We start from the raw sequence: 12,247 nt of genomic DNA on the forward strand, positions 1-12,247 counted from the left end.
AGACACTACTTCGGTGCCAGCTCCCTCAGGTGGCGGGCCACCGCAATCCACGCACCGATATAACCCAACAGCACCGCCCCTAGCAAGAGCGACAGACCATCGGCAACAGGGACTCCCGCCAGGGCGAAATCACTGCCGTAGAGGCCGGCCAGGCCGACCACCGCATCGTTCAGCCAGTTAAGGCCAAAGGCCAGGACACCCCAGGACAGAATCCCCGCACCGAAGCCATACAACGCCCCCATATAAAGGAAAGGACGTCGCACGTAGCTGTCTGTGCCGCCAACGAGTTTAATCACTTCTATCTCGGTGCGGCGGTTTTCAATATGAAGACGAATGGTATTGCCTATCACCAAAAGTAATGCGGAAACCAGCAGCACCGTCAGGCCGAAGACAAAACGATCCCCCAGCTTGAGGATCGCGGCCAGCCGCTCGACCCATACCAGGTCAAGCTGCGCCAGTTGCACCTTGGGCATGTCCGCCAGGCGCTGGCGCAGGGCTTCCAGGGTTGCCTTGTCCACTTCGTCAGGGGTTACCAGGACCACTCCCGGCAACGGGTTATGGGGCAGTTCACGCAGTGCCTCGCCCAGCCCGGATTGCTGCTGGAACTCTTCCAGGGCCTTTTCCTTGCTGATGAACTCGGCGTCTGCCACGCCAGGCAGCGCCTTGATCTGCTCACTGAGCTGCTCGCCTTCGTTGGCCGATGCCCCCAGTTCCAGGTACAGGGAGATCTGTGCCGCACGCTGCCAGGAACCGCCCAGGCGCTCGATATTGTTGAGCAACAGTGACAAGCCCATGGGCAAGCTCAAGGCCACGGCCATCACCAGGCAGGTGAAGAAGCTGCCAATGGGCTGCTTGCCCAGGCGACGCAAGCTGTCCATCAGGCTGGCACGATGACTTTCGATCCAGGCGTGCAACAGGGTGCCGAAATCCGGACCGTCGTCCTCACTGCCTTTTTTCTTTGGCGGCGGCGCATCGGATGCCTTGGGCGCTACGCGCTCCGCCACTTTAGGAGTACGTGTGGCACTCATACGCCAGCCTCCCCGTCACCGATCAATCGCCCGCGCTGCAGGGTCAGCATGCGATGGCGCATGCGGGCAATCAGGGCCAGGTCGTGGCTGGCGATCAGCACGCTGGTACCCAGACGATTGATATCTTCGAATACGCCCATGATTTCCGCCGCAAGACGCGGGTCGAGGTTACCGGTGGGCTCGTCCGCCAGCAGCAAGGCCGGACGGTGGACGATGGCCCGGGCGATACCCACCCGCTGCTGCTGGCCAGTGGACAGGTCGCCAGGGTAGAGCTCGGCCTTGTCCGACAGGGCCACGCGCTCCAGGGCCGAATCCACGCGCTTGGCAATCTCGGCCTTGGACAGGCCGAGGATTTGCAGCGGCAAGGCCACGTTGTTGAATACCGTGCGATCGAACAACAACTGGTGGTTCTGGAACACCACGCCGATCTGGCGGCGCAGGAACGGAATCTGCGAGTTGCTGATCTGCCCCAGGTCTTGCCCGGCCAGCAGCAACTTGCCCGAGGTCGGGCGTTCCATGGCCAGCAACAGGCGCAACAGGGTGCTTTTACCGGCACCGGAGTGGCCGGTGACGAACAGGAATTCGCCGCGCCGGACGCGAAAGCTCAGCTCATGCAAGCCAACGTGACCATTGGGATAGCGCTTACCGACCTGTTCGAAACGAATCATGAACGCTCCCGCTCGGCAAACAGTGCCTGGACAAAGGGTTCGGCCTCAAAAGTACGCAAGTCGTCGATGCCCTCGCCCACCCCGATGTAGCGGATCGGCAGGCCGAACTGCTTGGCCAGGGCGAAGATCACGCCGCCCTTGGCGGTACCGTCGAGCTTGGTCAGGGCCAGGCCGGTCAACGTGACCGTCTGGTTGAACTGCTTGGCCTGGTTAATGGCGTTCTGGCCAGTACCGGCGTCCAGCACCAGCAGCACCTCATGAGGCGCATCGGCGTCGAGCTTGCCGATGACCCGACGGACCTTCTTCAGCTCTTCCATCAGGTTGTCCTTGGTGTGCAGGCGCCCTGCCGTATCGGCGATCAGTACGTCGATACCCCGGGCCTTGGCGGCCTGCACGGCGTCGAAAATCACCGAGGCCGAGTCGGCGCCCGTGTGCTGGGCAATCACCGGGATCTTGTTGCGTTCGCCCCAGACCTGCAGTTGCTCTACCGCTGCGGCACGGAAGGTGTCGCCAGCGGCCAGCATGACTTTCTTGCCTTCGAGCTGCAGCTTCTTGGCCAGCTTGCCGATGGTGGTGGTCTTGCCAGCACCATTGACACCCACTACCAGGATCACGAATGGCTTGTTCTGGGCAACGACTTTCAGCGGCTGCTCCACCGGCTTGAGCATGCCAGCCAGCTCGGCCTGCAACGAGGCATATAGCGCGTCGGAGTCGGTCAGCTGCTTGCGCGCCACCTTCTGGGTCAGGTTCTGGATGATCACCGAAGTGGCCTCGACACCAACGTCGGCGGTCAGCAGGCGGGTCTCCAGGTCTTCGAGCAGTTCGTCGTCGATGGCCTTCTTGCCCAGGAACAGGCTGGCCATGCCTTCGCCGATGCTGGCGCTGGTCTTGGACAGGCCTTGCTTGAGGCGGGCGAAGAAACCGACCTTGCCTTCATCGCTCGAACGAGCAGGCTCGGCAACGACCTCAGGCTCAGGCTCGACAACCGCCACCGGCGCCACGACAGGAGCAGGAGCAGGAGCAGGAGCAGGAGCAGGAGCAGGAGCAGGAGCAGGAGCAGGAGCAGGAGCGACAGGCTCGGGGGCGACGAATACCGGGGCAACAGGTGCCTGGACGTCAGTCACCGGAGCGATCACCGGGGCCTCGACCACTGGCTCAGGCGCTGCGGCCACGGTTGGAATCGCTGGCGTCACGTGCTCGGCCTGGACATCCTCCACCAGGGCCGCGGGCTCCTCGGCCACCGGCAAGGTCAACCAGGGCTTGTGCTCGGGATTCGGAGTCAAGGGCAGGTCGGGGGCAACCGGCGCGGAGGAATGCGGCTGCGCCTGGGGTTGCACCACGGGTTCGGCGACCGGAGCAACCACCGGTTCAGCCGGGATGGTGCTCGGTGCAGGCTCGATGACTGGAGCCGCTACCGGCTCGGCAGGCACTGGTGGCTGCTGGACGACGGGTTCCTGCGGCTTCTTGCGCAGCCACCCGAACAGGCCTTTCTTCTCGCCAGCCGCGGCTGGAGTCTTTTTGTCGTCGTTGGAACCAAACATGGAGACGGCTATCTCAAGGTAGCGATGCGCCAGCAGGCGCCTCGGTAAATAAATATTCGATGCAGAACAGACTATGTTTCATCCAGCTTGTTCACGCGCAACATGTTGTCGAAATGCCCGGAGGCACCTCAGGGATCGATTTTACTAAAGGACTGGAACGGCAAAATCGGCGAAACGTCGAATTTTAGCTGATAAATCAAGGATTATTGCCGGAAACTCATGCAACCTGATCAAGTTATTGCTGACCCGCGAGAACCTGATAGGCGTGGCCGCCAGTAAAACGGATCAGTATCCTAGGGCGTGTCACCCCTCATTACCAGTACCGCGTGGCCACCCGCAAGGCCCGGCCCGGTAATGAATGGCGACACGCCCCAACCTCTCGCCCGCAGGCCAAGACCCAGCGGACAGCCCAACAGGTTTAAAACGAATGAATGCTCTAGCCCGCCGCGCCGCAGGCCTGCTGCTCAGCACAGTTTGTCTGCCGCTTGCAGCCCTGGCTGCCGACCCGCAACCCACCCACGAATTCACCCTCGACAACGGCCTGAAGGTCGTAGTCCGCGAAGACCATCGTGCCCCGGTGGTGGTCTCACAGGTCTGGTACAAGGTCGGCTCCAGCTACGAAACCCCAGGCCAGACCGGCCTTTCCCACGCCCTGGAACACATGATGTTCAAGGGCAGCGAGAAGGTCGGCCCCGGCGAAGCCTCGTTGATCCTGCGAGACCTGGGCGCCGAAGAGAACGCCTTCACCAGCGATGACTTCACCGCCTACTACCAGGTCCTGGCTCGCGACCGCCTGGGCGTGGCCCTGGAACTGGAAGCCGACCGCATGGCCAGCCTGCGCCTGCCGGCCGACGAATTCAGCCGCGAAATCGAGGTGATCAAGGAAGAGCGCCGCCTGCGCACCGACGACAAGCCCCTGTCCAAGGCCTACGAGCGCTTCAAGGCCATGGCCTACCCCGCCAGCGGCTACCACACGCCGACCATCGGCTGGATGGCCGACCTGAACCGAATGAAGGTCGAGGAACTGCGCCACTGGTACCAGTCCTGGTACGTGCCCAACAACGCCACCCTGGTAGTGGTTGGCGATGTCACCCCAGACGAGGTCAAGAACCTGGCCCAGCGCTATTTCGGTGCGATTCCCAAACGTGACGTACCGCCAGCGAAGATCCCCATGGAACTGGCCGAACCCGGTGAGCGCCTGATCACCCTGCATGTGAAGACCCAGCTGCCCAGCCTGATGCTGGCCTTCAACGTGCCAAGCATCGCCACCGCCGAGGACAAGCGCGCAGTCAACGCCCTGCGCCTGGCCGCTGCGCTGCTGGACGGTGGCTACAGCGCCCGTATCCCGACCCAGCTGGAGCGCGGCGAGGAGCTGCTGTCCAATGGCTCCAGCAGCTACGACGCCTATACCCGTGGCGACAGTCTGTTCATGCTGTCCGCCACCCCCAACGGCCAGAAGAAAAAAACCATCGCCCAGGCCGAAGCCGGGCTGTGGCGCCTGCTGGAGCAACTCAAGACCACCCCGCCCTCCGCAGAAGAGCTGGAACGGGTCCGGGCCCAGGTGATTGCCGGCCTGGTCTACGAGCGCGACTCGATCACCAGCCAGGCCACCGCCATCGGTCAGCTGGAAACCGTCGGCCTGTCGTGGAAGCTGATGGACACCGAGCTTGCCGAACTGCAAAGCGTGACCCCGGAAGACATCCAGAAGGCCGCCCGCACCTACTTCACCCGGGAACGTATGAGCGTGGCCCACGTACTGCCTGAGGAGTCCGCTCATGAATAAGCGCAAGAATGCTTCACCGATCCTGCTGGGCGCCGCATTGGCGGCCCTGCTCACCGCCGGCGGCCTGTACCTCTCGCGATCCGGCGAAAGCAATGCCAGCCAGGCCCTGGACAACGCCAAGAGCAGCCAGAAGCTGCAATCTCTGGCCGAGCTCGATGGCAAGGCTCCCAGCCACCGCAACCTCAATGTGCAGACCTGGAGCACCGCCGAAGGCGCCAAGGTGCTGTTTGTCGAGGCCCGCGAGCTGCCGATGTTCGACATGCGCCTGATCTTCGCCGCCGGCAGCAGCCAGGATGGCAACACCTCCGGCCTGGCCCTGCTGACCAACGCCATGCTCAACGAGGGCGTGGCCGGTAAGGATGTGGGCGCCATCGCCCGAGGCTTTGAAAGCCTGGGGGCGGATATCGGCAACGGCGCCTACAAGGACATGGCCGTGGTCTCGCTGCGCAGCCTCAGCGCGGTGGATAAACGCCAGCCGGCACTGAAGCTGTTTGCCGAAGTGGTGGGCAAGCCGACCTTCCCCGCCGACTCCCTGGCCCGGATCAAGAACCAGCTGCTCGCCGGCTTCGAGTACCAGAAACAGAACCCCGGCAAGTTGGCCAGCCTGGAGCTGATGCAGCGCCTGTACGGCAGCCATCCCTATGCTCACGCCAGCGAAGGCAACGCCAAGAGCGTTCCGGGCATTAGCCTGGCGCAACTGCAGGCGTTCCACGCCAAGGCCTATACCGCCAGCAATGGGGTGATCGCCCTGGTGGGCGACCTCTCGCGCAGCGACGCCGAGGCGATTGCCGCCCAGGTTTCCGCCGCCCTGCCCAAGGGCCCGGCCCTGGCGAAAATCGAGCAGCCGGTAGAACCCAAGGCCAGCGTCGGCCACATCGAGTTCCCATCGAGCCAGACCAACCTGCTGCTGGCGCAACTGGGCATCGACCGTGACGACCCGGACTACGCCGCGGTATCCCTGGGCAACCAGATTCTCGGCGGTGGCGGTTTCGGCACCCGGCTGATGAGCGAAGTGCGCGAGAAGCGCGGCCTGACCTACGGCGTCTACTCCGGCTTCACCCCAATGCAGGTCCGCGGCCCGTTCATGATCAATCTGCAGACCCGTGCCGAGATGAGCGAAGGCACCCTCAAGCTGGTGCAAGATGTATTCGCCGACTACCTGAAGAACGGCCCGACCCAGAAAGAACTGGACGACGCCAAGCGTGAACTGGCCGGCAGCTTCCCGCTGTCCACCGCCAGCAACGCCGATATCGTCGGCCAACTGGGCGCCATGGGCTTCTACAATCTGCCGCTGAGCTACCTGGAGGACTTTATGCGTCAATCCCAGGAGCTGACGGTGGAACAGGTCAAGGCCGCCATGAACAAGCACCTTAGCGTCGACAAGATGGTCATCGTCAGCGCCGGCCCGACCGTCGCCCAGAAGCCGCTACCACCCCCTACTGACAAACCCGCCGAGCAACCGCTCGGGGTTCCGGAGCACTGATGGCCCGTCCAGCCCGTCCCAGCAAGAAACCCGTCCATAACCAGCACAACGGCGTGGGCCAGCTGCGCATCATCGGCGGCGAGTGGCGCAGCCGCAAGCTGAGCTTCCCCGACCTGCCGGGCCTGCGCCCGACCCCGGACCGGGTGCGCGAGACCCTGTTCAACTGGCTCGCACCCTATGTACCCGGGGCCAAGGTGATCGACCTGTTCGCCGGCAGCGGCGCGGTGTTCCTCGAAGCCCTGTCCCGCGGTGCTGCCTCGGGCCTGGCGCTCGATAGCAGCAGCGTTGCGGTGTCCAGCCTGCGCGAACACCTGGGTACCCTGCGCTGCACCGTCGGCCAGGTACAAACGGCCGACGCCTTGCGTTATCTGGAAACCCAACCGGCCACCGCCTTCGACCTGGCTTTCCTCGACCCACCGTTCAACCAGAACCTGCTACCCGCGGCCTGTGCCTTGCTGGAAGAGCGTGGCTGGCTGGCGGACGATGCCTGGATCTACACCGAAAGCGAGGCAGCGCCCTCGACCCTGGGCCTGCCGGCACGCTGGCGCCTGCATCGTGAGCAAAAATCCGGGCAAGTGCATTACGCGTTGTGGCAACGTATGGCGGACAACGCCGCTTAAGCCGGCTGCAAGCACAGCCCCCGGGCTGTGCACCGCTGCCTAGAGATCCTCCCCGTGTCCGATTCGCCTGATCGCTTCACCCCTGCCTTCGGCCTTGGCAATCCGCACCTGCAGACCTTGTGGGGCCCGCTGTGGCGCCCCACCACGCACCTGGAACGCCAGCGCGAGCGCCTGTGGCTGGAGGACGGCGACTTCCTCGATCTCGACTGGCACGGCCCCCATAGTGCCGATTCACCCTTGGTACTGGTACTGCATGGCCTGACCGGCTCCTCCAACTCACCCTACGTGGCCGGCCTGCAACAGGCGCTCGCCGCCCGCGGCTGGGCCAGCGCCGCGCTGAACTGGCGTGGTTGCTCGGGCGAACCCAACCTGCTGCCGCGCAGCTATCACTCCGGTGCCAGCGAAGACCTGGCCTCGGCCATCGCCCACCTGCAGGCCAGGCGCCCCCAGGCACCGCTGTACGCCGTGGGCTACTCCCTGGGGGGCAACGTGCTGCTCAAGTACCTGGGGGAAACCGGCAGCGCCAGCCCACTGCAAGGAGCCGCGGCGGTCTCGGTACCCTTTCGCCTGGACCAGTGCGCCGACCGGATCGGCCAGGGTTTCTCCAGGGTCTACCAAGCGCACTTCATGCGCGAGATGCTGGCCTACATCAAGGACAAGCAGCGCCAGTTCCAGCACGACGGCCGCCATGACGGACTGGCGACCCTGGCACAACTGGGACCACTGACCAAGATGCGCACCTTCTGGGATTTCGATGGCCGGGTCACCGCGCCACTGCATGGTTTCGCCGACGCCCAGGACTATTACCGGCGCGCCTCCAGCCGCTACTTCCTGGGGGAGATCCGCACCCCGACCCTGATCATCCAGGCCGCGGATGATCCTTTCGTCTTCCGCCACAGCCTGCCCGAAGCCAGCGAGCTGTCGGCCAGCACCCACTTCGAGCTACAGGCCAGGGGCGGGCATGTCGGGTTCGTCGAAGGCACCCTCAAGCACCCCGGCTATTACCTGGAGCGGCGCATTCCACAATGGCTGGCAGGCCTGGGGCGCCATGGATAGCCCCGCCCGCGAATCGATCCGTTTCTGGCAGACCGCCCCGCTGACAGGCGTCGAGCTGCTCTCGGCACGCTACATCGAGCATCGTTTCGTACCCCACGTGCATGACGGTTTCGTGATCGGCATGATCATGGCCGGGGCCCAGCGCTACCGCTATCGCGGCGCCGAGCACCTGGCGGGTAGCGGCACCCTGGTGCTGATCAACCCCGACGAACTGCACACCGGGGCCAAGGGTACCGAGGACGGCTGGCTGTACCGAGCCTTCTACCCAGACAACCAGCAGGTGCTCGGCCTGCTCGGCGAACTGGGCCTGCCCAACAGTAACCTGCCGGCATTTGGCGCGACCCTCTACCGCGACCCGGACCTGGTCAAGGGATTCACCTGCCTGCACCACTTGCTGGAAAGCCCTGCCACGGCTTTGCAACAGCAGACCCAATGGCGTGAAATGCTGCTCCTGCTGCTCCAGCGTCATGCCAGGGTCAAGGCGCCGAAGGCGCCTGGGCAGGAGCACCGGGCCATAGTCCAGGCCAAGGAACTATTGCGTGAGCAGTTGGCAGCACCGCCGTCCCTGGAAGAACTGGCTGCGGCAGTGAACCTGTCGCCCTTCCACTTTGCCCGGGTGTTCCGCCATGCCACCGGCATTCCTCCCCATACCTGGCTGATGCAGCAACGCATCGCCAAGGCTCGGGCCCTACTGCGCGAAGGCTGTTTGCCACTAGAAGTGGCGACGCAACTGGGCTTCGCCGACCAGAGCCACCTCAGCCGGCAGTTCAAGCAGGTCTATGGGGTCGCGCCTGCGGCCTACCGCAGTGCCCTGCAAGGCCACTGAATCCGGCCGTGCCTGGTGAGGCACCGGCCGGTATCAGCTCGCGCAGTCCACAAACTTGCGCAATGAGAAGCGAACGCTGGCAATAGCGGGCTCAGTCGCCCGTGGCAATGGCCCGCGCAGGATCGGTGATCCACTCGCTCCACGAGCCGGCATACAGCCGGGCCAGCGGGTACCCGGCCAGGCACAGGGCGAACAGGTTGTGACAGGCCGTCACACCGGAGCCGCAATAGGCCACCAATTGCTCCGGTGAACGCCCGGCGAGTTTCTCGGCAAAGCGCTGCTTGAGCTGTGGCGCTGGCAGGAAGCGGCCATCGCTGCCCAGGTTGTCGGTGAACGCGGCGCACTGTGCCCCGGGAATGTGCCCGGCCACCGGGTCGATCGGTTCCACCTCGCCACGAAAGCGAGGCAATGCCCGGGCGTCCAGCAGGGTCAGCTCCGGCTGGCCCAGGCGTCGCTGCAAGTGCTCGGCATCCAGCAACAGGCTGTGGTCAGGCTGGCCGCTGAAGTGCCCCTGGACATGGGGCGGGGCATCCAGGCTCAGCGGCAGGCCAGCGCCATGCCAGGCCTTGAGGCCGCCATCGAGGATGAACACGCCCTCACGCTTGCCCAGCCAGGCCAGCAGCCACCAGGCGCGGGCGGCATAAGCGCCGGGGCCATCGTCGTACAGCACGATGTCGCTGTCGTTATCGACTCCCCAGGCTTGCAGGCGCTCCACCAGCCGGGCCGGGTCCGGCAACGGATGCCGGCCCGTCACGCCCTTGGTCACCGGCCCACTGAGATCCCGGTTCAGGTCGGCGAAATGCGCCCCGGCCAAATGCCCCTCGGCATAGCAACGCTGCCCGTAGTCCGGGTCTTCCAGGGCAAAGCGGCAATCCAGAATCACCAGGCCAGGCTGTTGGCGCTTCTGGTCCAGGGCTAGCGGGCTGATCAATTGCGCAAGGGGCATAGCGGGCTCCTGTGAATGAGGGTCGAAACTGGATCCTACTGCACTTCTTCCAGGGCTTGGGCCAGAGGCACGTAAAACTCCTCGAACAGTCCGTTGACCGCTTCCCGGGCCTGCTCGGTGACAAAGCCGGCTTCCAGCACCAGCACCTGGTAGACGCCACGCTTGATCGCCTCCTCGCTCAGGTGCGTGGAGTTCTCGCGAGTCGTGCACAAGAAACGCACCCAGGAGGTGAGGATGATCCAGGCATTGAGGGTCAGGGATTCGATCTGCACCCTGTCCATGGCGATGATCCCGGCATCGACGAAACGTCCATAGATGGCCATGCCCTGGATCAGGCAGCGCTGCGAGAAGCGCCGATAACGCGCCGCCAGCTCAGGGTCGCTGTCGAGCAGGTGCTCCAGGTCCCGGTGCAGGAAACGGTAGCGCCACATGGCCGCCAGCAGGGCCTGCAGGTAGTAGCGCTTGTCCTCTACGGTGACCGCCCGCCCGGGAGGCGGACGCAGGAAGCTGTCCACCAGGCTTTCGTACTCGGCGAAGAGCACGGCGATGATCGCCTGCTTGTTGGGGAAGTGGTAGTACAGGTTGCCCGGGGATATCTCCATATGCGCGGCAATGTGATTGGTACTGACATTGCGCTCGCCCTGCTGGTTGAAGAGCTCCAGGCTGAACTGGACGATGCGTTCACGGGTTTTTATACGTGGGGCCATGGATGTGGGCTTTAATTCGGAAGACTGGGTGCATTTTACGACCTATTCCCCCTGGGGATAAATCGCGACCGGCACGGGATGGTAATTGACAATTTAGAGCATAAGCTCTAAAAAACTAGCCACCTCACAAAAACCGGAGCCCGGTCATGTCTGCCGAAATCGCCTACCTACAGGATTCCCTTCAGCAACAGGACGGGCTGCTGGAGCTGTTCGAAGCCCAACGCCGGGCCTATGCCGCCAACCCGATGCCCCCTGCCGCCCAGCGCGACCAATGGCTCAAGGCATTGCAGGAGCTGCTGAGCAATGAACGCCAGGCGCTGGTCGACGCCATCAGCCAGGACTTCAGCAACCGCAGCGCCAATGAAACCCTGGTGGCAGAAATCATGCCCAGCCTGCATGGCATCCACTATGCCCGCAAACACCTGAAGGGCTGGATGAAACCCTCCCGCCGCGCTGTCGGCCTGGCCTTCCAGCCGGCTTCAGCCAAGGTGATCTACCAGCCGCTGGGCGTGGTGGGGGTCATCGTGCCCTGGAACTACCCCCTGTTCCTGTGCATGGGCCCACTGACCGGAGCCCTGGCCGCCGGCAACCGGGTCATGCTCAAGCTCAGCGAGTCGACCCCCGCCACCGGCCTGCTGCTCAAGCAACTGCTGGCGCGGATCTTCCCCGAAGACCTGGTGTGCGTGGTCCTGGGCGAGGCGGAGGTGGGCATGGCCTTTTCCAAGCTGCCCCTGGACCACCTGCTGTTCACCGGCGCCACCAGCATCGGCAAGCATGTGATGCGTGCCGCGGCGGAAAACCTGACCCCGGTGACCCTGGAGCTGGGAGGCAAGTCCCCGGCCATCGTCTCCCATACCGTGCCGCTCAAGGATGCTGCCGAGCGTATCGCTTTCGGCAAGACCATGAACGCGGGCCAGACCTGCGTCGCCCCGGACTATGTGCTGGTGCCGGAGGAGCGCGTGGACGCCTTCGTCGAGGCCTATCGCCAGGTAGTGAACCGCTTCTTCCCGACCCTGGCGGACAACCCCGACTACACCGCCATCATCAACCAGCGCCAGTTGGCGCGGCTCAACAGCTACCTGAGCGACGCCACCAGCAAGGGCGCGCAGGTGGTGTCGCTGTTCGATCAGGGCCAGGAACGCCGCCTGCCCCACAGCCTGCTGCTCAATGTCACCGATGACATGACAGTCATGCAGGATGAGATCTTCGGGCCGATCCTGCCCGTGGTGCCCTACAAGACCCTGGACCAGGCCCTGGCCTATATCACCGAACGGCCTCGCCCCCTGGCGCTGTACTACTTCGGCTACGACAAGGCCGAGCAGCAGCGCGTGCTCACCGAAACCCATTCCGGTGGCGCCTGCATGAACGACACCTTGTTGCACGTGACCCAGGACGACCTGCCATTCGGCGGCATCGGCCCTTCCGGCATGGGGCACTACCATGGCCATGAAGGCTTCCTGACCTTCAGCAAGGCCAAAGGGGTATTCATCAAGCAGCGGTTCAACGCCGCTCGCCTGATCTATCCGCCCTATGGCACATCGATCCAGAAGCTGATCCAGAAGCTGTTCATCCGCTAGGAGCCGTTGAAA

At 64.1% G+C, this 12,247-nt stretch carries 11 protein-coding genes; 6 read left to right on the forward strand and 5 right to left on the reverse strand.

Going from position 1 to position 12,247, the window contains the following annotated elements; translation table 11 throughout:
• Nucleotides 1–5 precede the first annotated feature (5 nt).
• From ftsX to ftsY, 3 genes are read right to left on the reverse strand one after another with little or no spacing between them, the layout of a single operon-like run.
• Nucleotides 6–1,028, reverse strand: coding sequence for a permease-like cell division protein FtsX (ftsX, locus tag I9018_RS30480; RefSeq protein ID WP_068575471.1), 1,023 nt, complete (start codon nt 1,026–1,028; stop codon nt 6–8).
• Nucleotides 1,025–1,696 carry a cell division ATP-binding protein FtsE gene (gene ftsE / locus I9018_RS30485; protein ID WP_068575470.1) on the reverse strand — a complete coding sequence of 224 codons (672 nt, stop codon included), beginning with the start codon at nt 1,694–1,696 and terminating at the stop codon, nt 1,025–1,027. Before ftsE ends, ftsX begins: the two co-directional genes overlap by 4 nt.
• Nucleotides 1,693–3,237 carry a signal recognition particle-docking protein FtsY gene (ftsY, locus tag I9018_RS30490; RefSeq protein WP_241108237.1) on the reverse strand — a complete coding sequence of 515 codons (1,545 nt, stop codon included), beginning with the start codon at nt 3,235–3,237 and terminating at the stop codon, nt 1,693–1,695. The genes ftsE and ftsY overlap by 4 nt, the downstream gene beginning before the upstream one ends.
• Before the next feature lie 427 nt (nt 3,238–3,664).
• On the opposite strand from ftsY, the gene I9018_RS30495 reads away from it, so the two are divergent.
• The 5 genes from I9018_RS30495 to I9018_RS30515 are packed head-to-tail and all read left to right on the forward strand — an operon-like array spanning nt 3,665 to nt 9,005.
• Nucleotides 3,665–5,020 (forward strand): pitrilysin family protein, encoded by a 1,356-nt coding sequence (locus I9018_RS30495; protein WP_068575468.1) that lies wholly within the window; start codon nt 3,665–3,667, stop codon nt 5,018–5,020.
• Nucleotides 5,013–6,503, forward strand: a complete 1,491-nt coding sequence (locus I9018_RS30500) for a pitrilysin family protein (protein ID WP_241108238.1) — start codon at nt 5,013–5,015, stop codon at nt 6,501–6,503. Before I9018_RS30495 ends, I9018_RS30500 begins: the two co-directional genes overlap by 8 nt.
• Entirely contained in the window at nt 6,503–7,123 is a 621-nt protein-coding gene (gene rsmD, locus I9018_RS30505; RefSeq protein WP_068575466.1) for a 16S rRNA (guanine(966)-N(2))-methyltransferase RsmD, read from the forward strand. Before I9018_RS30500 ends, rsmD begins: the two co-directional genes overlap by 1 nt.
• Before the next feature lie 54 nt (nt 7,124–7,177).
• Nucleotides 7,178–8,179, forward strand: coding sequence for a hydrolase (locus I9018_RS30510; protein WP_124347165.1), 1,002 nt, complete (start codon nt 7,178–7,180; stop codon nt 8,177–8,179).
• Nucleotides 8,172–9,005 (forward strand): AraC family transcriptional regulator, encoded by an 834-nt coding sequence (locus I9018_RS30515; RefSeq protein ID WP_068575464.1) that lies wholly within the window; start codon nt 8,172–8,174, stop codon nt 9,003–9,005. Before I9018_RS30510 ends, I9018_RS30515 begins: the two co-directional genes overlap by 8 nt.
• A gap of 91 nt (nt 9,006–9,096) precedes the next feature.
• Here the strand turns inward: I9018_RS30515 and I9018_RS30520 are convergent, their stop codons facing one another.
• Nucleotides 9,097–9,951, reverse strand: a complete 855-nt coding sequence (locus tag I9018_RS30520) for a sulfurtransferase (protein WP_241108239.1) — start codon at nt 9,949–9,951, stop codon at nt 9,097–9,099.
• Nucleotides 9,952–9,986: 35 nt separating this feature from the next.
• On the reverse strand, nt 9,987–10,658 hold the full coding sequence (locus I9018_RS30525; protein ID WP_068575462.1) for a TetR/AcrR family transcriptional regulator: 672 nt from the start codon (nt 10,656–10,658) through the stop codon (nt 9,987–9,989).
• A gap of 146 nt (nt 10,659–10,804) precedes the next feature.
• On the opposite strand from I9018_RS30525, the gene I9018_RS30530 reads away from it, so the two are divergent.
• Complete coding sequence (locus I9018_RS30530) at nt 10,805–12,235, forward strand: coniferyl aldehyde dehydrogenase (RefSeq protein WP_068575461.1); 1,431 nt, start codon at nt 10,805–10,807, stop codon at nt 12,233–12,235.
• Nucleotides 12,236–12,247: the final 12 nt, after the last annotated feature.

It is taken from the genome of Pseudomonas sp. MPFS (assembly GCF_022537035.1).
In the GTDB taxonomy this organism is placed as follows: domain Bacteria; phylum Pseudomonadota; class Gammaproteobacteria; order Pseudomonadales; family Pseudomonadaceae; genus Aquipseudomonas; species Aquipseudomonas sessilinigenes.